Raw genomic sequence first — 19692 nt, 5'->3', positions numbered from 1 at the left:
CAAAGATCCTATGATCAACGTTGGAGATGCATGGCGATCCTATCGTAACACCGGCGACCCGGAAATTCGGCAGCGTCTGCTCGCCCATTACCTCCCCTTGGTGCGCAACGTTGCCGGCCGCTTGGCCATGGGCTTTCCCAAGACCGTCGAACTCCCCGATCTCGTCAACACCGGCGTTATCGGCCTGATCGAGGCCTTCGCCAACTTCGACCCCAACCGTGGCATCAAGTTCGAAACTTACGCCGTGCCGCGGATCCGCGGCGCAATCCTCGATGAACTCCGTAGCCTCGACTGGGTACCGCGCTCAACCCGCGCCAAGTCGCGCGAACTCGACCGCGCCTTCTCCGAACTGGAAGGCAAGCTTGGCCGCAAACCGTCGCACGTCGAGGTTGCCAAGCACCTCAACGTCTCGATCGATGAGTTCGGCGCCACCCTCAGCGACGTCTCCGGCGCCACCTTGCTCTCTCTCGACGAGATGATCTACCGCGAGGAAGACAACCGCCAGATTCCCCGCATCGAGACTGTGGAAGGTCCGGCCGAATATTCCGTCCTCGGTGAAATCGAGGAGATGGAACTGAAAGCCTACCTTGGCGTCGCCATCTCCAATCTCACCGAGCAGGAGCGCCTCGTGATCGCGCTCTACTATTACGAAGAACTCACGCTGAAGGAAATCGGCGAGGTGATGCAGATCTCCGAATCGCGCGTCTCGCAGATTCATACCAAAGCCGTGAATAAGCTGCGCAACCTCGTGCACGAGAAGTTCGCGCTGTAAAGAAGGTGATGGTCGTTGGTGCAACCGATCGCGGTCGTTGACAATCTGGCCAAGACGCCGCTCGCCGAGCGCGTCAACCAGCTCCAGAAGGTCGCACCCGACACCGATCAGCGTCAGGCTGCCCAGGTCGTCGACCAGCACAATGTGCAAAAACAGCGCCAGGCGGTTCCGACCGAAAAAACCGATGAGGCGATCATTCACCGCGACCGCGACCGGAAACAGCAGCAGAAAGAACAGAAGCAGGAGAAACCCAAAGAACAGGAGAATCCCGGCGGTCTGGATGTAACCGCATAGGACAGGAGTCAGCTATGGATACATGGATGGTAGCAAGACTGGCAGTAGACTTCGGATTTATCGTCATCATCGCGGCGATGGTCAGCTATTTCCTTTACCGCCGCGAAAAACGCCTCCGCGCGCTGATCGCGCAACACGTTCTCAACAATCTTGCCCCCGCGCCCGCCGCTCCAAAACCGGCCTCGGTCCCGGAACCGATCGAGGTTGTCCGTGCCGCCGCGCCTGCTGCGCCGCGTCCGGTCCGCCCGGGCCTGGTCGCGCAGTACGAACCACAGCGCGCCTTTGTGGCGGAACCGCCGTCGCGCGGTCGGCGGCGTCTCAGCCGCACCGAAAAATATCTGGAAGCCGTCCGCATGTACCGCCAGGGCAGCCGCCGCGAAGACATCGAGCGCGCTCTCGGCATCTCCTTCATGGAGCTGGAGCTGCTGGGACAGTTGAAATAAGGAAGGGACTTTAAGCACAGGAAGGCAATTATGGCCATGGAATCACCGTTCTTCTTGACCAAAGTTGAGTGTCCGGTCTGCAAGACCATCAACGAATTCGAAAACATCAAGGTCGGCGCTTACATCGAGGAAGACCACGACACCGACTTCTGTCCCCAGGGCCGCCAGTGGCGCAATCCCAAATACGAAGTCTTCAATCCGCTCCTGTTCTTCATGGCTACCTGTGACAATTGCTTCTATACCCGCGAATTTAATCAGGCATTCAAGGACTGGAAGAACGACACCGCCTTCCGCACCTACCGCCAGCGCTCGACTCAGGCGCGCCATCTCGAAGCGGTCGCCGTCGACGGCTCGGTCGTCAAGATGCTCGGCCAGGCCCGCAACCCCCAAACCAACCCCTTCGGCACTGCCGTCACCAAGTTCCTGCTTGGCATCTACGACGAACTGTTGAATGAGCATCCGCGCAAGCTGGATCTCGGTCGCTTCTTCTTGCGCATCGCCTGGCTCTATCGCGAATACTATGGTGCCGCCTCCCGCCCCGCCGACGAAGTCGCCCACTTTGCCTTCGACATCGACAAGGCCTACGCCAAGCTGCGGCAGGCGCGCGATTATTTTGCGCTCAACGTTAACTCGATCTCGCAATTGGTCGACGACAGCCTCGGCCAGCAGGGAAGTGCCGCGCCGCACAATTCGGAATTCTTGACCATTCAGGAAGGCTTCAAGAGCCACTTGCGGCGCATCAGCGAATTGCAGGAGCAACTCAACGCCAGCATGGCCGGTCTCGCAGGCGCCATCGAAAACAACATGCGTCAGCGCATTCCGACCGGCGGCGCCAACACCGGCAGTGTCGCCTACGGCGGATTCGCCTCGTTCGAAGAATTCCTGCGCGAAGTCAAAGTGAAATGGGAATACGCGCCGCTCAATGAGCAGGAAGCGCTCCTGTTTGCCGTGGAGTTTTATAAAGCCGCGTTCGAAGACGGCCACGAAATCCAGCCCGGCAATCAGGAAATCCAGGCGATGTATCTTATCGCCGAACTCTCCCGCCGCGCCGGCCGCAATGTTGAAGCCAAGCTCTACTTCAACAATACGATCAAGGCCGGCCAACAAATGATCTTCGAGAACCGCGGCGACCAGACTCGCACCGCGCTCGCGCGCAAAATCGTCGACCTCGCCGTCGCGCAAGGCAAGCTTAATCTTGAGGCCGCCCGGGGTGAGTGACGTGGAGAAAACCACTCGTCAAAAAGTCAGCGTCGGCGGACTGCTCGACCTCTGGGACAAGCTGGAACTGGTGTTTGAAGACCACGGCCGCACCGGCCGCTACCGCACGCGACTGGAGGACATCACCGAGACCAGCCTGGTCATCGATCGCCCGAGCCTGATTTCCGGCGACGCCCTCTTCGAAGTCGGTGCCGATTTCACGGCCTACTTCTTCAAACCTGATTCTGCTTACACCTTTAATGGCACGATCCTGTCCAAGGATCCGGATGGCCGCGATACCTACCTGATCCCGTACCCGCGCAATATCGAGCGCAACCAGCGCCGCCGCTACTACCGGATTGAGGTCGAGGGCGTCGCCGTGCTCATCCCTTGCGACAGCTTTCTTACCGGCAAGTGTGAGGAAAGTGACCTGGGCGAATTCGAAGGTTCCTGCCGCAACCTCTCCGGCAACGGGCTGCTGGTCAAATCGCGCTATTCCGGCAGTGCCGGTCAACGCTTCTTCGTCCGCCTCAAGCCGAACGACTTCCCGCGCGAATTGGCGCTGCTGGCGGTAGCCCGCCGGGTCGACACCGACGAAGACGGTTGGCATTACTACGGTCTGGAAATCTTCACGCTCGAAGAGCAACAGATGCTGCTCTCCCAGCGCGAACTTCAACGCGTCCCGCGCCGCTATCAAATGTTCACCGAAACCCAACGCACCGCGCTGCTCAACTTCGTCTTCGCTCAGCAAGTGGCGATGAAGAAGCGCGGCATCATATAGGAATCTACAGGAGGAGCACATGAGCAAACACCAGCAACCCCGCAAAGCCGCCGCGGACAATCTCGTCATCAAGCAACCGCTGCAGCTCTATCGCGAGAAGAAACGCCGCTACGTCCGCCTCGAGATCGCCGCGCCGATCGTCTATGCGGTGCTCGATCTCGATCGTCCGCTCGGCGACGCCCACGCCAGTCAGCAGAACGCCACCATGCTCAACATTTCCGGCGGCGGTGTGCTGATGGTCTGCGAACATCAGCTCGCCGAGGGCGCCTATCTCACCATGAGCCTCGAACTCGCCGGCTCCGACCTGCTCACCGGCATCGCCGGCAAGGTCAAGCGCGTCGATGACGACGGCGAAGGCGGATACTTGGTTGGCGTCGAATTTTGCACGGACTCCGAACTCAACCAGGTCTTCGGCCAGCCCAATATCGGCAGCGTCATTTCCAGCTTCGACGACCGCGTCAAACGCTTCCTGCTGCGCTATATCTTTGCGCGCAAGGTGCAGGAGCGAATGAAAGAGGCGGACCATGGCCAGACCGCTGAATAGCGTCATCCTGCTGGTTGCGCTGCTTGCCGCCGCCTTCGGTGCGGCTTCCGCTCAGGTCGAGAAATCGGTCGTTGTGATCGTCAACACGGCCTCCAGTGCCTGGCCCGACGGAACGCTCGCTGAACTGCTTGTCGACCGGATCGCCGAAACCAACGGCATCCTGGTCGCCGACAGCGCCGATGCCCGCCGCGTCCAGGATCGCATTGGCCTGCGCTTCGACAAGCAGGCAATCGTTGAAGCCGGCCTGAACAACAGCTACCGCTATATCGTCTGGTGCGAAATCGAGTCCGAGCAGGTGCGCGTCGAGCAGGGATTTGCCTTTCCGTTCCTTGCCAAACAGCGGCGCGTGACGGCACGGCTTAATCTGGACTACCGGATCTTCGACTGCCTGCGAGGTCGTACGGTGGCCTCCGAACGGCTCAAGTTCCGTCGGTATGGTCCATCTTCCATGCAATACCTCGATTTCACCGACGCCGATCCTGATCTCTACCTTTCGTACGAGAGCCGCAAAGAACTTTTCGACCACCTCGAGACCGAGGCCGCTGAGAAGGTCGCCGCCGAAGTCGAGGACTTGGCGCGGCAGCGGTAGCCGCGTCGGGATAGCTATGTCCTCCGTCGCCTCCGACTCGGCCGTGTCTGCTGCCGACGCGGTCTTCGCAGCCTTCGACCACGTCCCGTTCGCCGTGGCCGTCGGGCATCGGGAAGGGCGACTTGTTTACGCCAACCGAGCCTTCAGCCGTCTCTTTTCACCCGACGGGCATTCAGTGCTTGACGATTTGTCTCAACTCGATGGTTTGCTGGACTATAACATTCGCGCTTCCGTAACCAATGTCATTGCCTCCGGCCTGCCGCTGGATTTACCGCCGCTCGCCTTCACCGATGGGACCGGACGCCTCTATTCGCTGGCCGGCTCGCTCGCACCCGATCGCCATAGCCTCGATCACGTCGTCATCGTGCTCTACGATCTCACCGATTCTTCCGAGACCACGGCGCGTCTCGAACGTCACTTGCGCGAATTCAAGATCATCGAAGAAATCTCCCGCGCCCTGCACTCGTCGATGCATACCGACGACATCCTGCGCATGATTCTCGCCGGTGCAACCACGCGCGAAGGCCTCGGCTTCAATCGCGCCTTCCTGTTTGTGCTCAGCCCGGAGGATAACGCCCTCGTCGGCAAACTCGCGATCGGCCCTTCCAGTCCCGAAGAAGCCGGACGCATCTGGGCCGGTATCAGCTCTGCGCCCCGGTCGCTCTATGAGGTCCTCCAGTGCTATCTGCGCAACGTCGAACACTACGACATCGAGGTCACCGGCCGCGTCCGCTCCCTGCGGATCGACCTGGCGGTCGATCCCTTCTTTGCCCGGGTCATGGAGCAGGGCGAGTGGTGCAACGTCGACGCCGGTCTGTATGATGCCTTCGCCCACCAATCGCCGGCGTTGCGCGAGCTGAATACCACTCGCTGCGCCGTCGTGCCGCTGCTGTCCCGCGGCCGCGCCTTCGGCGTCATCGTGGCCGACAACTTGATCACCGGCAAACCGATTCCCGACACCACCGTGCGCCTGCTCCAGGTCTTCGCCTCGCATGCCTCCACGGCCATTGAGCACGCTCAGCTCTTCGAGGAACTCGAACGCCGCGCCTCCTCGCTCGAAGCGGCCCAGCGCAAGATCGAGCAGGTCCAGCGCCAGATTACCGCCATCGAACGCAGCTCCCTGCTTGCGCAATTAACCTACAAAATCGCCCACGAATTGCGCAATCCGCTCACCATCATTGGCGGCTTCGCCGCACTGCTAAAAAGCAAACTCAACTCTGCCGATAGAATGAGTGAGCATGCGCAGATTATCATGGATGAGACAATGCGATTGGAAACGGCCATGACCGACGTCCTGAATTTCTCCAAGTCCTTTGCCCAGGAGCGCGAATTCGTCGATCTCCGACAGGTCGTGACGGCCGCCATCGAGGTCCTCGTGCAGCGCGGCTGCCGTCGGCCACTCGAGGTCGCGGTTGACGCACCCGCCGCCGCTACCGTTCGCATCAACCACGACCAGTCGATCCAGGTCTTCTTTGACCTGCTCAGTCAGATGGATCAGGTCTTCCCGCCGGACGTCGCCTTGCGCATCACCATCGCCGCCGAGCTGGGAACCTATCGTATCGAAATTGCCGTCTGCTCCGGTGCCCACTCACACGAGCGCCTGCGCGACTTGGTCACCGCCTTCTACGAAAACGAGCTGCAGGGCGGCTCCCTGCGTATGATGTTGGCTTTCGAAACCATTCGCTATAACGGTGGCGAACCCGGGATCGGCGTCTGCGCCGATGGCCAGGCCGCTCTCTATATCGCCTATCCCGCGCTGGAGGAACTCTATGTCTAAGACGATTATGTGCGTCGACGACGAAGCCAACTTGCTCAAGCTCTACGAGCAGATCTTGACCGACGAAGGGTATCAGGTGGTAACCGCCTGCACCTGCAATGAAGCCCTGGAGTGCATGCGTTTCTACCCGATCGACCTGATTGTGCTCGATATCAAGATGGGTACCGAGAACGGCCTTGATATTCTGGCCGAAATCAAACGCCGCGACCCCACGCTCCCGATCATCCTTCACTCGGCGTTCAACACTTACAAGTCCGACTTCAAGAGCTGGCTGGCCAACGACTATCTGATCAAGAGCAGCGACATGCGCGAACTCAAATCCAAAATCGGGAAGTTCCTCGAATGACCACCATACCGCAGACTCCGGACCTGGCGACCCTCGTTGAACGCGTGGCGTTGTTGGTCGACGAAATCAAACTCGTCAACCTCAACCTCACCATTGCCAATGCCCGGCTGCGCCTGACGGACAACGCCTTCCAGGCCGTCGGTGGCAGCTTCCGGCAGTTGATCGACGCCGCCACCGACACTCAAACTGCCGCCGAAGTCGCACTCAAACGCGCCCGCGGTGACGAAATGTCGGATGACGAGAAGCTCTACATCCAAAAGGAACTCGACCAAAACCTCGACCGCATCCGCCAGGCGGCGGAAAGCATCATCAATACCGTGCTGGCGATTAAGAAAGGACAACGAATCAATCGTGAAGCCTGATTCTCCTGCTCGTAACTACAGCCCGCGCCTGATCGTTATTGTCGCTGACATCGGCGGTCCGGTCGCGCTTCACAATTTGCTGTCGGAACTCCCCGCCGATTTTCGGCTGCCGATCGTGATTTTCCTTACTTCCGACCCGCTCTTGCACGAGTCGTCGATCAGCGCGCTCCAGCGCACCACGCCGCTGAAACTCCACCAGGCTAAGACTGAGACCGAACTCCAGGCCGGCCATGTCTACTTCGCCGTAAGTGGGCGCGCTTGCTCGCTCAACAACACGGGCCGGCGCCTGGCACTCACGCCCGATCGGGCCGACGAGCGCTGGATCAGCTCCAGCATTTCTCGGTTGGCCGGGCAACTCGGTGCCGGCCTGACTGTCGTCTTTCTCTCCGGTCGCGGCGATGACGCCGATACCTGCCCCGCTTGTTCCGCTCTGGAACAACATCGCTGCGATACCCTTGTCCTGAGCAGCGCCGAGTCCGTCGTCTCCGACCTTGGCCGCAGCGTCCTGGCGCATCATCCGGCGGCCCGCGAACTATCCGCCCAGCAGATTATCGCTTGTCTTGTTACCGACCAGAACAAACTGGCTGCTCCGGCTCGCCAGAAAGCCGGTCGGATGTGAACCCCAGTATTTCCTTGCCGATAACTAAATTAGACAATACGGGAGCAGATTTGATGGAAGAATTCGACCCGATTCGAGTGCTTGTGGTTGATGACGAAGAAGTCATGCGCAACCTGATGATCAAAATTCTCGAGAAGGCTGGCTACAAAGTTGCCACGGCCGGTGGTGGCCTGATGGCCAAGCGTGTTCTCGCCGAACAGCCGATCGATATTGTCTTGACTGATGTCAAAATGCCGGACGTGAATGGTTTTGATCTCCTCCGCGAAATTAAAGCCGACTATCCGCATGTTGCCGTTATCATGATGACCGCTTACGCCGATGCGTTCACGATCAAAGACGCTCTGCTTGCCGGCGCCGATGAGTATATCACCAAGCCATTCAAGCATTACGAAGTCACAGTTGTCATTGAGCGGGCCTACTGGCGAACCCAGGCCGGCCGCAATCAGATCCCGAACACCAACACGTAGGACACCCGATGAGCAGCGACGTCAAGTACCTCAAGGCGCCGAAAGGCATCATCCTCTCGACCAACACCGACGCCTCCGAGGCCTTCATCCAGTTGGTCGCTGCTGAACTCGAGGGGCGTCTGCCCTCGAGCGAAGAGATCAAGCAGATGCTGGCCGAGAACAATGTCGTCTTTGGCATCGATGAGGATGCTATCGCCGACATCATCAATCAGACTCTGGTCGATACCACGATTCGCATCGCCTGCGGCCAGCCGTCACATCCCGGGTCGGATGCCGTACTCGATTACCTCTTCGACATGGATCTCAACCGGAAGCCGAAGGAAGACGAGCACGGCCGCATCGACTACAAGAACTTGAACTACATCCAGAATGCCAGGGCCGGCCAGATCCTTGTCCGCAAGCGTCCGCCGACTCCCGGACAACCCGGCAAGTCGGTCTTTGGCACGGAGATTCCAGCCAAGCCCGGTCGCGATCGCCAGCTGGGGCAGGGCGCCAATACTGAGGTTAGTCACGACGGCCTAGCATTGGTTGCTAAGATCGACGGCACTCTCGCCGTCAAATTCGGCGTTGTCAGCGTCCAGCCGAATCAAAGTATCCACGACTCCGTGGATGCCTCCACGGGCAACCTCGATGCCGCCGGTTCGCTCAAGATTGGCAAGAATATCACCTGCGACTTCAAGGTCGCTGTGGCCCACGACCTCGAAGTCGGCGGCAACGTCGAGGACGCCGTCGTCCAGGCCGGCGGCAACATCCTCATCCGCGGCGGCTTCTTCGGCGGCGGCAAGGGACGCCTCGTGGCCGGTGGCGATGTCACCGCCAAATATGTCGAAAATCAGAAAATCCGCGCCGGCGGTACCTGCTATATCGGCGGAGAATGCCATAACGCCGACGTCTACGCCGATGACTCCGTCATCGTCGTCGGGCGGCCCGGCAACATCGTTGGTGGTTCCGTCGCTGCCAAGCATCTCGTCAAGACCGGCGTCATCGGCAATTCCGCCGGCGTCCCGACCCATATCCGCGTTGCCTACGACATGAAGACTGTCGAGCGTCTCCGCGAAGTTGCCCACGAAATCGAGCGCATCTCCGCGGATGAGAAGCGGATCAAAGAAGCGATGGTCGTGCTCTACAAGCTCGAACTCAACGGCAAACTCCCGCCTGACAAGAAACAAGCGCTCGACCAGTTCAAGGCGTACATGCGTGATCTGCCAGTCTTGCTGGATGACCTCAAACGCGAGCAGGATGAGCTTAAGAGCCAGCTCCAGGAGCTCACCGGGGCCCGAATCGTCGCCGAGGAACGCGTCTACCCCGGCGTCGTCATCCACTTCGGTCCTGTCTACAAAGAGATTCAGGAAGAAGTCGCCGGGCCAGTCGTTTTCGAGAAGCTCGGCGATGCCATCACCAAGTCCACACTCGACCCCAATCGCGAACGCCTGCTCGAGGAAGAGTGGAAGAAGACCAAGCAGCAGCAGAAGCCGACCGCCGCCGAATCACCCGTACCAGTCAACGCCTGAGCTCGCCAAGAAATCCCTTGCTTCCCCCGCTACTCGCCCGTAGCTTGCGGGTCAGCTGCGGGTGTAGTTCAGTGGTAGAACGTCAGCTTCCCAAGCTGAATGTCGTGGGTTCGACTCCCATCACCCGCTCTTATTTTTTTGTTATGCCATTGCCGGTAGTTGCCATAATCGGTCGCCCCAACGTGGGCAAGTCGACGCTTTTCAATCGCCTCGGCCGCGATCGCGTTGCCATTACCGATGACACCCCCGGCGTTACTCGCGACCGCCTCTATCGTACCGTCGAATGGTCCGGCCGCTACTTCCTGATGGTCGACACCGGTGGCTTCCTGCCACGTTCCGATGAGCTGTTCGACCAGAAGGTCAGGGAACAGGCCGAACTGGCGATCGCCGAAGCTGATCTTGTGCTCTTCCTGGTCGATGCTCAAGTCGGTCCCGTCGATATCGATCAGGAGATCGCCAAGATCCTCCGCCGGTCCGGTAAGCCAACCTTGCTCGTTGCCAACAAGGCCGACAACTTCAACCTGCACCTCGAAGCCAATGCGCACTACTCGCTCGGCCTCGGTGAACCGATCACAGTCTCGGCGATCTCCGGCGGCAATACTGGCAACCTGCTCGACGAAATCCTGGCCCGTTTGCCCGCCGCGAGCGACGCCGAGGAACCCGCTGTCGATGCGATCCGCGTCGCCGTGATTGGTCGTCCCAATGTCGGCAAATCCTCGCTCGTGAATCGGCTGTTGGGCGACGACCGCCTGATCGTGACCGAGATCGCCGGCACCACCCGCGACTCCATCGATACGTTCCTCGAATACGCGGACCGGAAATTCGTTCTCGTCGACACCGCCGGACTCCGCCGTCAGGCCAAGGTCAAGGACAACCTCGAGATGTACACCGCCATGCGCACCATCCGCGCGCTTCAGCGTGCCGACGTCGCCCTCGTGCTTGTCGAAGGTCCGGAAGGCATCAATCATCAGGATATCAAGATCATTGAAGAGGCGCATGACGAACGCAAGGGTATCGTCATCGTCGTGAATAAGTGGGACCTCGTCGAGAAGGACACCAAGACCGTCGACGAATTTACCCGCACCTTTGCCGAACGCATCCATACGATGAGCTACATTCCGCTCATCTTCGTCTCCGCCAAAACCGGCCAGCGCGTAGCCAAGGTGCTCGACAAAGTCATCGAAGTCTACACCGACCGCCTCAAGCGCATCCCGACCTCGCAATTGAACGACTTCCTGCAGCAAGCCCTGGCCGAACGCCATCCGCCCGCCCATCGCGGCATGTGGATCAAATTCAACTACGTCACACAAACCGATGTCGCGCCGCCGACCTTCGTGTTTTTCGTCAACCACCCCGAACAGGTCGACCGCTCCTACATCCGCTATCTGGAAAATCGCATCCGCGACACCTTCGGCTTCGTCGGCAATTCCCTTCGCCTTAAATTTAAGCGCAAATAGCGCCGACCTTTGACCTCGTCGGCAACTCGATCCGCCTCAAATTCAAACGCGACCAGCGACGATTCTACACATCCCTTGCGGCACATTGCTGCGGCAGGTCTTGATCCCGCGCACTACTTAACCCGCCACAGGAAGCAGGGCAGGTCTCCTTGCCGACGACAATCGACACTTGCGGACATGTTTCCGGAGACCTGCCGATATCTCTAATCCCGCCCTGCGCCGATTGGCGTCGTCGAAGCAGCGCCTCCCGGGAATTGACTGCTGGTCTGTCGTCGGGTGTCATTGTGAGGAGCGTCCACACCCTCAGGACTCCCTCCGCCCTCCATCGCGACGAAGCAATCTGTCTCCGAATTTGCTTCGCCGTTCTAGCATGCGCCGTCTTCTCCCCTCTCCCCCTGGGAGAGGGGCTGGGGGTGAGGGTGATCTCCACTGGCGCCACCACCTCCTCTACCATTCATCGCGATCTGGCGACTCACTCCTCCCCCAAAGTTCAATCCGAACTTTCCTCCGATCCCAGAGTATACTATCCATCAGTTTGTGGTTGACTTTGCGCCCGCGCTGCAATTATTGACAAGCTCTATTGAGGAGGTAGGGAAGATGAAGAAATTCGCGCTGATCGTTTCACTTCTGGTGATCACACTCGCCGGCTCGTCGCAGGCTTTGTTTATCGGCCAGATGCGCTCCGCCCAGACGCTCGGGATGGGGAGCCTCAGTCTCAGTACCGGCATCGGCTTGTTCGAAAACTCTCGCGACATCTACGGTACGGTTCGCTATGGACTCGCTGCGCCGCTCGATGTCTCCGCCTCGCTGGCCATCGTTGATGCCGAATCCGCTGATGATCCCGCATTTCTGATTAACGCCGACTTGCAGTATCAGTTCATGCGCTCCGATATGGGCTGGCCTCTCGACATGGCTCTTGGCGGGGTCTTCGAGTACTACAAGCTTGACCTGGGCGCATCCGACTTGAAACAGTGGTCGCTTGGTGCCAATTACGTCATCAGCCGCCCGGTCAAACTCGAAAACGGCTTCGCCTTCACACCGTATGGCCGCCTCAACCTGCGCTCCGACAGCTATAGCTGGAATTATGACGCCATCCCCGGAATCGGGCAAGCCGCCTCATCCGCCGACGATTCCGACTTCAACATCGCCGTCAATCTCGGCTCCGAGTTCTCCATCACCGATAAGATTAAACTGGTCGGCGAATTGCTCATCGATGACGAACTCGGCTTCATCGGCGGCATCAGCTTCTTCATGTGGTAGCAAGCAGCAGGCAGCCCGGCAGCAAGTAAATGACCATGACTGACGCCATCATCCTCGGAGTCTTGCAGGGGGCTGCCGAGTTTCTGCCGATCTCGTCCTCGGCGCATTTGGTCATCGGTCAGGCGCTGCTCAAGGTCCACGAACCCAGCATCTTTCTCGAAGTCGCCCTGCACCTGGGGACCTTGCTCTCCGTGTTGATCTACTATTGGAAAGACGTCACGCAATTGCTCTCATCGTTCTTCGCCTATCTCGCCGGCCGCAACCGCGAACAGCACCGCGACAATTTCCGCATGTGCCTCTTCATAATCATCGGTTCGATCCCGGCCGCTGTCGGCGGATTGCTTCTCAAGGACTGGTTTGAGGCGACCTTTGAGTCGACCAAATTCAGCGGTGCGATGTTGCTGGTCACCGCGACTTTCCTGATTGCCACGCACTTCGTCAAAACCGCACAGCGACCTTTGAGTTTTCTCAACACCTTTCTGATCGGCGTCGCGCAGTTCTGCGCCATCCTTCCCGGCATCTCGCGCTCTGGCTCAACGATTTCTGCCGGGCTGTTTCAAGGAATCGAACCGCGCCAGGCCGCGCGCTTTTCTTTTCTCCTCTCGCTGCCGGCCGTGGCCGGTGCCGTCCTCCTTAAGGGTCTCGATCTCATGAAGGAGGCTGCGCCAGTTCAAGATATCTCCGCCTTTGCCGTTGGCGCGATCGTTTCCTTTGTGGTCGGCCTACTCGCCATTCACTGGCTGCTCAAATTGCTCGCCGGCCGCAAATTCTATCTTTTCGGATTCTACTGCCTCCTCGTCGGGATATTGACTATCTTATTTCTCTAAGATGCAGCGCCTGCTGATTATCCGCTTCAGCTCGCTCGGTGACCTCGTCCTGACCGAGCCGATCGTACGCGCTTTGCGCCATGCTTACCCGCGGGCCGAACTGCACTTTCTGACCAAGCTGCAACATCAGCATCTCCTGACGCTCATTCCCGGCCTCGACCGTATTCACCCCTGGCAACCGGAATCGCAAGAGTCTCTGCTTTCCGATCTAAGATCACTTCACCTGGATGGGGTCATCGACCTGCACAACAATCTGCGCAGCCACTACGTCACGCGCACTCTCGGCGTTCCCGTCTATCGCACCCGTAAAGAGTGGTTCTGTCGGGTGGCGGCCGTCCGCTTGAAATCATTCGGGCGGCGCACTCCCTCTCACGCCGTCGATCGTTATGCCGCCGCACTCTCACCGCTGCACCTTAGCCTTCCTGATCCGCCTTCGCCGTGCCTGAGCGTCCCGCCTGAGAACGAAGCCTGGTGGACGCGCGAGCGAGTCTTTCGTAACCTGACGGGGAAGTACATGATCTTTGCCGCCGGCGCTGCCCATGCCACGAAACAGGCTCCCCCCGAGCTCTGGCAACGAATCCATGCGTCTATGGCTCGCGAACGTGACCGCAAACTGATCCTTCTTGGCGCTCCCTCGGAGCGAGCGCTACTCCACTCTCTGGCCGACTCACTTGGCACCGCCACGGTGATTGCCGAACCCCACATCTGCGATGCCGCCGCCGTCCTCAAGTCCGCCGAATTCGTCATTTCCAACGATTCCGGCGTCGCTCATCTTGCCGCAGCCCTCGACACTCCGACTCTGAGCCTTTTCGGTCCGACTCACCCGGTTCTCGGCTTTGCACCTTTAGGGAACTTCGCCGATCATTACACGGTAAATGAATATTGCTCACCGTGCAGCTTGCACGGGAAACGCCGTTGCCATCGAGACGAGAGATTCTGTTTCAACCGTATGGCCGACAATGTAATTAGCGAACGAATAAAAGTGTTACTTGACAAGAAAAATGCCGCTGCCGCGAGCCGCCGACTATGATCGAGCGCGCTATCTTTTTCGATCGCGACGGCACAATTACTGTCGAGAAGGAATACAACTTTAATCCCGACGCGGTCGAACTCATCACCGGCGCGCTCGAGGCACTCCAACTTGCCCGCGCTCACAACTTTCGGCTCTTCGTTGTCACCAATCAGTCCGGTGTCGCTCGCGGTCTGGGATCCGAGGACGACGTCCGCCGCGTCAATCGTCGGCTCGAAGAACTTGTTGCCGCCGGCGCAGTTCATTTCGATGGCATCTTCTATTGTCCGCATCTGCCGGTCATCTCCGGGCCGTGCGCCTGTCGCAAGCCCGCGCGCGGCATGATCGATCAAGCACTTGCCGCCTTCGATCTCGATCTCGCGCGCTCCTTCGTCGTTGGCGATCGTCTCCTGGATATGGAACTCGCCCGCAATGTAAGCGCTACTGGCGTGATGGTGTTGACCGGTTACGGCTCGGTCGAAGTCGGCGATGCGTCCGACACTAACTGCCCGGCGGAAGTTGTGCCTGATATTCTGGCGGCCGTGAGGTGGATCGTCAATCATGGGTGAACTCGTGCTCTCTCGCCACTGGCAACCACTAAGTGGTGGGGAAGTCCAATGTAACTTGTGCCCACGCCGCTGCCGTCTCAAAGCCGGTCAGATGGGTGTTTGCATGGGCCGCGAAAATATCGAAGGCAAACTGTATGCCTCCAACTTCGGCCAGGTTGTAACCCTTGCCATCGATCCGATCGAGAAGAAACCCCTTTACCATTTCCACCCCGGCGCGCGCATTCTCTCGGTGGGACCTAACGGTTGCAATCTCCGCTGTCAGAATTGCCAAAACTGGCAGATCTCTCAGCATACGCATCCGACGCGCTTCATTCCACCCGCGGATTTGGTCGATATGGCGATCCACGCCCACTCCGTTGGCATCGCGTATACCTACGCCGAGCCACTCATCTGGTTCGAGTACATCATCGAAGCCGCCCCGATCGCCCGCAAGCGTGGTCTCAAGACCGTCCTTGTCAGCAATGGCTACGTTAATGAAGAACCCTATCGCGAGTTGTTGCCGCACATCGACGCCATCAACATCGACGTGAAATCGATGCGCCCGGAATTTTACACCCACGTCTGCAACGGCTCGCTCCCCGACGTGTTACGCGCCGTCCGCATGACCGCCGCTCACCGGGTGCCGCTCGAAATCACCTATCTGATCATCACCGGTCTAAACGACTCCGACAGCGACTTCGAATTACTGGCCGACTTCGTCGCCGGTGTCAATGATCGCATCCCTGTCCACTTTTCGCGCTACTTTCCGAACAACGAAATGACGGCGCCGCCGACGCCGCTCGAGCGCCTGCAACGCGCCTACGACATCGCCGCCCGCCGCCTCAAGTACGTCTATCTCGGCAACGTCGAAATCGCCGGAACCGGCGATACTTACTGCCCCAAGTGCCACAGCGCCGTCATCCGTCGCCACGGTTTTGGTAGTGAGCTTACTGGCATCAAAGGCCGCCGCTGCAAGAAGTGTCAGGAGGAAATTGACCTATGGCTCAACGACCACGCGTAGTCAATCTCAAGGACTGCCCCCAGTTCGTCACCAAGGACGGCTCCAAAATTCGGGAGATCATGGCGCCGCGCAACTCCCGGATCGATCGCCAATCGCTTGCCGAGGCCGTCGTTCCCGTCGGTGGCTCCACGCACGACCACTTTCACGCTCGCTCCGAGGAAATCTATTTCATCGTTTCCGGCATTGGCGAAATGCGAATCCGCCGTCCGGCCGTCCAATCTTCGAGTGCCGAGCTGCGTTCCACCGAGAAACCTATTACCGCCGGCGCCGCTACGATGACGATGTCAATGCATAGTCTGCCCGCCATCGACGATTCATCAGTGGCCGCCGACGAGCTATTCCCGGTTAGGGCAGGGGATGCCATCGCACTTCCTCCCGGCACTATCCACAAGATCTGGAACCGCGGCGACACCGACCTCGTCTTCCTCTGCCTCTGCACGCCGCCGTACGAGCACGACGACACCACCATCACTGAATAATCGGCCCGCTGCCCCACCCCGAGCGCTGCCAAGGGTGTGTCCGCTTCGTCGCGCACAGTCCGCCGCGGATAAGAGCTAACTCCCGCGCAGATCTCGATTCACTCGATCCACACGACCTACACGATCTGAAAGATCCTGGTTGTCATTGCGAGGAGCGAACGAGTCCCTGACGTTTTCTCCGCCCTCCATCGCGACGAAGCAATCTTCGCCGCCAAAATCTCCCACCCCTGTAGCGCCGACTTCAGTCGGCTTCCCGTGTTCTCAATGCATCGGATCTTCGCACGCCGCCTGTTCACGAGATCATGGCCCCCTCAGCGCAAGCCAACTGAACAATCACCTGATCGCTCCGTCAGTACGGCACCCAATCCCGCTTTTACTCACCGCACGAACGATACCTCCCCTCTCCCTGAGGGAAAGGGGCGGGGGTGAGGATGCCTGAACAGCCGCGCCACCCAATATTTAATCTCTCGATTTCTACTTCTTCTTGCTAACGGCCGCCCCGATTGCGCCCTTCAGACACTCAAAGCCCCGAAAATACCCCAGCGCATCCTCTCGCAGCCCCTCTTCATTCAGCGCATAAATCACCTGCTGCCCGCGCCGCTTCGAATTCAGCAGACCCGCCTGTTTCAGCAGCAGCAAATGCCGCGATATCGTCGGCTGCGACAGGCTGAAGAAATCAACGATCTCTCCCACCGACCGCGGCCGCGTGTTCAACATCAAGAGAATTTTGAGCCGCGTCTCATCCGAGAGCGCCTTAAATATCTGTGCCTGTTGTTTGCTGTCTGCCATAACCTTCGACGCTTTTGCCCGCAGATAATCGTCTCTGATTGCATTGAAGTCAAGAATTTCTCGCCCTGTCGGCTGCAATTCCTGCGCGACAATTCGATTGACTCGGGCGCGCTTCGCTCGTAGACTAATACCGTGTGTATCGTACGCAACCACTTTCTATCGGCCTCGGCGCAATTGGTGATCTATGACTCTCAAGACCAGTGATCGGGCTGCTCAAGCGGCAACCATTTCTTCACGTTCTCTCGAAATGCAGGCTTCGCCGATTCGTCGGCTCGTGCCGTTGGCCGATGCCGCCAAGAAACGCGGCACCAAAGTCTATCATCTCAACATTGGTCAGCCCGACATCATCACCCCCGATCAAATCATGGCCGCCGTCCGCCAGTTCCAAGAGGATGTCCTCGCCTACGGCCCGTCGCAGGGCCTGCTGCCGCTCCGCGAGGAAATCCGCAAATACTTCCTGCGCTTCGACACTAAAATCACCGCCGACGAAATCGTCGTCACTACCGGTGGATCCGAAGCGATACTGTTTGCGCTCATGACCGGCGGCGATGCCGGCGATGAAGTCCTCGTGCCCGAACCGTTCTACACCAACTACAACGGGTTCGCCAGCATGGCCGCCATGAAACTGGTTCCGATTCCCACCCGGGTCGAAAACGGTTTCCGTCTTCCCGCGCGCGAGGAATTCGAAAAGCGCATCACCAAGCGCACCCGCGCCGTCCTCTACTGCTCGCCCAACAACCCGACCGGCGCCATCTTCTCCCGTGACGAAATCAAGCTTATTTGCGATATCGCGCTCGACCATAACCTCTGGATTCTCTCTGACGAGGTCTACCGCGAGTTCACCTACGATGGCGGCGTCCACACAGGGATTCTCAATATGGCGGAGGTCGCGGAGCGCGCCATCTGTCTCGATTCGATTTCCAAGCGCTTCTCCGCGTGCGGCGCTCGGATCGGCTGCCTGATCAGCCACAATCGTGAAGTCCTCGATTCCGCCCTCAAACTCGGCCAGGCGCGACTCTGTCCTCCCACCATCGAGCAGATGGGCGCTATCGCCGGCTACCAGACTATCGACAAGTTCCTCGACCAGATGATCGGCGAATATCAGCATCGCCGCGATATCGTCTGCGAGGAATTGGCGCGCATTCCCGGCGCTGTCTTCACCAAACCGGCCGGCGCATTCTACATCATGCCCAAGCTGCCAGTCGACGACGCCAACAACTTTGCCCAGTGGCTGCTGACCGACTTCTCGCACGACGGCGCCACCGTGATGGTGGCCCCCGGCGACGGCTTCTACGCCGACCCGAGCAAGGGCAAGCAGGAGGTTCGCATCGCTTACGTTCTCAAGGAAGCCGACCTCCGCCATGCGCTGCAACTCCTCGTGCGCGCAGTCGACCATTACAACCATCGCAAGCACTAACCGGCGAAAATCTCGCCATTCTCGCCGTTGCGGCCTTCACTCCTCTCCCGCTGGAGAGTCCCGAAGAAATGGCCTACACGCCACAAGCGCGGGGTAGGAAACCCCTCTCCTGCGCCGTCAGGAATCCCTTCCTGACGGGCTCGTCCATGAGCCATGACTTCTGCAGTCCCTACGTCCAGAATGCGATCTGATCTCCAACTTCTGTGGATCCGACTTCAGTCGGACGCTCCAAACTTCAGCCGGACTATCCAAACCACCGGTGCCCCACCGCCTGCGCAGCGTCCCGAGGAACAAGGGATCGCGGTGGGACAAACTCCTGCAGCAAGTAGAACAAGGTCCCGTGATCCTTATGTCCATACTTATTGTGGATCGACCCCAACCGAGCAACGCAGCAGATTGCTTCCCCTCTCCTCTTGGGAGAGCAGAGGTGAGGGTGCCTCTGCGTCGCGCTGGCTTCCTGAAATCGGCGCCCTCTGCTTGCCCTCGCTCTCAGAAACATTTACCTTTCCCTAATGCATTCCCGCTATACCCACCTCCCCTGGCCCGAAATCCTCGCGCCCTTGGCCGAACTTTCCGACTGCTCCATCTGCCCGCGCGATTGCCATGCCGACCGCAACTCGCCCCAACTCGGTTTCTGCCAAAGCGGCGTCGGTTTTTCCGTCGCTTCGATCTTCCCACACCGCGGCGAGGAACCCGTACTTTCCGGCCCACGCGGTATCTGCAACATCTTCTTCAATCGCTGCAACATGCAGTGCGTCTATTGCCAGAACTACGAAATCAGCCGCAATCGCGAGTCCCCCGAGCAGGAACTATCCGACCTGTCCGACATTCTCGCTCGCGTTGAATCCGTCCTCGATGGCGGCATCAACCTGGTCGGCTTCGTCTCGCCTTCGCATTTCATCCCGCAGATGAAAGTGCTCATCCGCGCCCTCAACTACATTCGCCCCGGCTTGCGCTACGTCTTCAACAACGGCGGCTACGATCGCGTCGAAACGATTCGCGAACTCGAGGGCTCCATCGCTGTCTACCTGCCCGACCTCAAGTATATGGATGAATCCCTCGCCCGCCGCTACTCCCGGGCGCCGCGCTATCCGCAGATCGCCGCTGCCGCTCTCAAGGAGATGTTCCGTCAGAAGGGAAGTAACTTTTGGCTCGACGACAATGGTGTCGCCGAGTCGGGACT

The 19692-nt window shown here is 59.1% G+C and carries 23 protein-coding genes and 1 tRNA gene; 23 read left to right on the top strand and 1 reads right to left on the bottom strand.

Annotated elements, in window-relative coordinates:
• The first annotated feature begins 10 nt into the window (after positions 1–10).
• The 21 genes from IT585_06875 (at position 11) to IT585_06775 (ending at position 16303) form a co-directional block, all read left to right on the top strand.
• Positions 11–772 carry a FliA/WhiG family RNA polymerase sigma factor gene (locus IT585_06875; GenBank protein ID MCC6962957.1) on the top strand — a complete coding sequence of 254 codons (762 nt, stop codon included), beginning with the start codon at positions 11–13 and terminating at the stop codon, positions 770–772.
• An 18-nt stretch (positions 773–790) separates the two neighbouring features.
• Positions 791–1066, top strand: a complete 276-nt coding sequence (locus IT585_06870) for a hypothetical protein (protein MCC6962956.1) — start codon at positions 791–793, stop codon at positions 1064–1066.
• Between the two features lie 26 nt (positions 1067–1092).
• Complete coding sequence (locus IT585_06865; GenBank protein MCC6962955.1) at positions 1093–1509, top strand: hypothetical protein; 417 nt, start codon at positions 1093–1095, stop codon at positions 1507–1509.
• 30 nt (positions 1510–1539) lie between these two features.
• Positions 1540–2727 carry a DUF2225 domain-containing protein gene (locus IT585_06860; GenBank protein ID MCC6962954.1) on the top strand — a complete coding sequence of 396 codons (1188 nt, stop codon included), beginning with the start codon at positions 1540–1542 and terminating at the stop codon, positions 2725–2727.
• A 1-nt stretch (position 2728) separates the two neighbouring features.
• Positions 2729–3487, top strand: coding sequence for a PilZ domain-containing protein (locus IT585_06855; GenBank protein MCC6962953.1), 759 nt, complete (start codon positions 2729–2731; stop codon positions 3485–3487).
• 19 nt (positions 3488–3506) lie between these two features.
• On the top strand, positions 3507–4031 hold the full coding sequence (locus IT585_06850; GenBank protein ID MCC6962952.1) for a PilZ domain-containing protein: 525 nt from the start codon (positions 3507–3509) through the stop codon (positions 4029–4031).
• Positions 4012–4620: a hypothetical protein gene (locus IT585_06845; protein ID MCC6962951.1), complete on the top strand. Its 609-nt coding sequence runs from the start codon at positions 4012–4014 to the stop codon at positions 4618–4620. Before IT585_06850 ends, IT585_06845 begins: the two co-directional genes overlap by 20 nt.
• Positions 4621–4636: 16 nt before the next feature.
• On the top strand, positions 4637–6397 hold the full coding sequence (locus tag IT585_06840; GenBank protein ID MCC6962950.1) for a GAF domain-containing protein: 1761 nt from the start codon (positions 4637–4639) through the stop codon (positions 6395–6397).
• Entirely contained in the window at positions 6390–6743 is a 354-nt protein-coding gene (locus IT585_06835; protein ID MCC6962949.1) for a response regulator, read from the top strand. The genes IT585_06840 and IT585_06835 overlap by 8 nt, the downstream gene beginning before the upstream one ends.
• On the top strand, positions 6740–7105 hold the full coding sequence (locus IT585_06830; protein ID MCC6962948.1) for a hypothetical protein: 366 nt from the start codon (positions 6740–6742) through the stop codon (positions 7103–7105). Before IT585_06835 ends, IT585_06830 begins: the two co-directional genes overlap by 4 nt.
• The gene (locus tag IT585_06825) at positions 7095–7724 is read left to right on the top strand and encodes a chemotaxis protein CheB (protein MCC6962947.1); all 630 of its coding nucleotides are present in this window, start codon (positions 7095–7097) and stop codon (positions 7722–7724) included. The genes IT585_06830 and IT585_06825 overlap by 11 nt, the downstream gene beginning before the upstream one ends.
• 53 nt (positions 7725–7777) lie before the next feature.
• Positions 7778–8191: a response regulator gene (locus IT585_06820; GenBank protein ID MCC6962946.1), complete on the top strand. Its 414-nt coding sequence runs from the start codon at positions 7778–7780 to the stop codon at positions 8189–8191.
• A gap of 8 nt (positions 8192–8199) precedes the next feature.
• Entirely contained in the window at positions 8200–9702 is a 1503-nt protein-coding gene (locus IT585_06815; GenBank protein ID MCC6962945.1) for a DUF342 domain-containing protein, read from the top strand.
• Positions 9703–9759: 57 nt separating this feature from the next.
• Positions 9760–9831, top strand: a tRNA-Gly gene (locus IT585_06810).
• 14 nt (positions 9832–9845) lie between these two features.
• Positions 9846–11159 carry a ribosome biogenesis GTPase Der gene (der, locus tag IT585_06805; GenBank protein ID MCC6962944.1) on the top strand — a complete coding sequence of 438 codons (1314 nt, stop codon included), beginning with the start codon at positions 9846–9848 and terminating at the stop codon, positions 11157–11159.
• Between the two features lie 597 nt (positions 11160–11756).
• Positions 11757–12419 carry a hypothetical protein gene (locus IT585_06800; GenBank protein ID MCC6962943.1) on the top strand — a complete coding sequence of 221 codons (663 nt, stop codon included), beginning with the start codon at positions 11757–11759 and terminating at the stop codon, positions 12417–12419.
• Between the two features lie 29 nt (positions 12420–12448).
• On the top strand, positions 12449–13246 hold the full coding sequence (locus IT585_06795) for an undecaprenyl-diphosphate phosphatase (GenBank protein ID MCC6962942.1): 798 nt from the start codon (positions 12449–12451) through the stop codon (positions 13244–13246).
• A 1-nt stretch (position 13247) separates the two neighbouring features.
• Positions 13248–14276 carry a glycosyltransferase family 9 protein gene (locus IT585_06790; protein MCC6962941.1) on the top strand — a complete coding sequence of 343 codons (1029 nt, stop codon included), beginning with the start codon at positions 13248–13250 and terminating at the stop codon, positions 14274–14276.
• Positions 14273–14824: an HAD family hydrolase gene (locus tag IT585_06785; GenBank protein MCC6962940.1), complete on the top strand. Its 552-nt coding sequence runs from the start codon at positions 14273–14275 to the stop codon at positions 14822–14824. Before IT585_06790 ends, IT585_06785 begins: the two co-directional genes overlap by 4 nt.
• On the top strand, positions 14817–15824 hold the full coding sequence (gene amrS, locus IT585_06780; protein ID MCC6962939.1) for an AmmeMemoRadiSam system radical SAM enzyme: 1008 nt from the start codon (positions 14817–14819) through the stop codon (positions 15822–15824). The genes IT585_06785 and amrS overlap by 8 nt, the downstream gene beginning before the upstream one ends.
• Positions 15803–16303, top strand: a complete 501-nt coding sequence (locus IT585_06775; protein MCC6962938.1) for a cupin domain-containing protein — start codon at positions 15803–15805, stop codon at positions 16301–16303. The genes amrS and IT585_06775 overlap by 22 nt, the downstream gene beginning before the upstream one ends.
• A 474-nt stretch (positions 16304–16777) precedes the next feature.
• On the opposite strand, the gene IT585_06770 is transcribed toward IT585_06775, so the two are convergent.
• Positions 16778–17092, bottom strand: a complete 315-nt coding sequence (locus IT585_06770) for a helix-turn-helix transcriptional regulator (protein ID MCC6962937.1) — start codon at positions 17090–17092, stop codon at positions 16778–16780.
• 184 nt (positions 17093–17276) lie between these two features.
• On the opposite strand from IT585_06770, the gene IT585_06765 reads away from it, so the two are divergent.
• Positions 17277–18509 (top strand): pyridoxal phosphate-dependent aminotransferase, encoded by a 1233-nt coding sequence (locus IT585_06765; protein ID MCC6962936.1) that lies wholly within the window; start codon positions 17277–17279, stop codon positions 18507–18509.
• 560 nt (positions 18510–19069) lie between these two features.
• A partial coding sequence (locus tag IT585_06760) for a radical SAM protein (protein MCC6962935.1) occupies positions 19070–19692 on the top strand: 623 nt, incomplete at its 3' end.

It is taken from the genome of Candidatus Zixiibacteriota bacterium, assembly GCA_020853795.1.
Lineage (GTDB): Bacteria > Zixibacteria > MSB-5A5 > CAIYYT01 > CAIYYT01 > JADJGC01.
Note: the sequence above shows the minus strand (reverse complement) of the source record. Positions and strands in the feature narration are given on the sequence as shown.

Coding starts and splice junctions, on each gene's coding strand:
- IT585_06775 (MCC6962938.1), top strand. CDS start 15,803: ATGGCTCAACGACCACGCGTAGTCAATCTCAAGGACTGCCCCCAGTTC.
- IT585_06850 (MCC6962952.1), top strand. CDS start 3,507: ATGAGCAAACACCAGCAACCCCGCAAAGCCGCCGCGGACAATCTCGTC.
- IT585_06785 (MCC6962940.1), top strand. CDS start 14,273: ATGATCGAGCGCGCTATCTTTTTCGATCGCGACGGCACAATTACTGTC.
- IT585_06845 (MCC6962951.1), top strand. CDS start 4,012: ATGGCCAGACCGCTGAATAGCGTCATCCTGCTGGTTGCGCTGCTTGCC.
- amrS (MCC6962939.1), top strand. CDS start 14,817: ATGGGTGAACTCGTGCTCTCTCGCCACTGGCAACCACTAAGTGGTGGG.
- IT585_06835 (MCC6962949.1), top strand. CDS start 6,390: ATGTCTAAGACGATTATGTGCGTCGACGACGAAGCCAACTTGCTCAAG.
- der (MCC6962944.1), top strand. CDS start 9,846: ATGCCATTGCCGGTAGTTGCCATAATCGGTCGCCCCAACGTGGGCAAG.
- IT585_06765 (MCC6962936.1), top strand. CDS start 17,277: ATGACTCTCAAGACCAGTGATCGGGCTGCTCAAGCGGCAACCATTTCT.
- IT585_06800 (MCC6962943.1), top strand. CDS start 11,757: ATGAAGAAATTCGCGCTGATCGTTTCACTTCTGGTGATCACACTCGCC.
- IT585_06790 (MCC6962941.1), top strand. CDS start 13,248: ATGCAGCGCCTGCTGATTATCCGCTTCAGCTCGCTCGGTGACCTCGTC.
- IT585_06815 (MCC6962945.1), top strand. CDS start 8,200: ATGAGCAGCGACGTCAAGTACCTCAAGGCGCCGAAAGGCATCATCCTC.
- IT585_06770 (MCC6962937.1), bottom strand. CDS start 17,092: ATGGCAGACAGCAAACAACAGGCACAGATATTTAAGGCGCTCTCGGAT.
- IT585_06875 (MCC6962957.1), top strand. CDS start 11: ATGATCAACGTTGGAGATGCATGGCGATCCTATCGTAACACCGGCGAC.
- IT585_06830 (MCC6962948.1), top strand. CDS start 6,740: ATGACCACCATACCGCAGACTCCGGACCTGGCGACCCTCGTTGAACGC.
- IT585_06820 (MCC6962946.1), top strand. CDS start 7,778: ATGGAAGAATTCGACCCGATTCGAGTGCTTGTGGTTGATGACGAAGAA.
- IT585_06860 (MCC6962954.1), top strand. CDS start 1,540: ATGGCCATGGAATCACCGTTCTTCTTGACCAAAGTTGAGTGTCCGGTC.
- IT585_06840 (MCC6962950.1), top strand. CDS start 4,637: ATGTCCTCCGTCGCCTCCGACTCGGCCGTGTCTGCTGCCGACGCGGTC.
- IT585_06865 (MCC6962955.1), top strand. CDS start 1,093: ATGGTAGCAAGACTGGCAGTAGACTTCGGATTTATCGTCATCATCGCG.
- IT585_06795 (MCC6962942.1), top strand. CDS start 12,449: ATGACCATGACTGACGCCATCATCCTCGGAGTCTTGCAGGGGGCTGCC.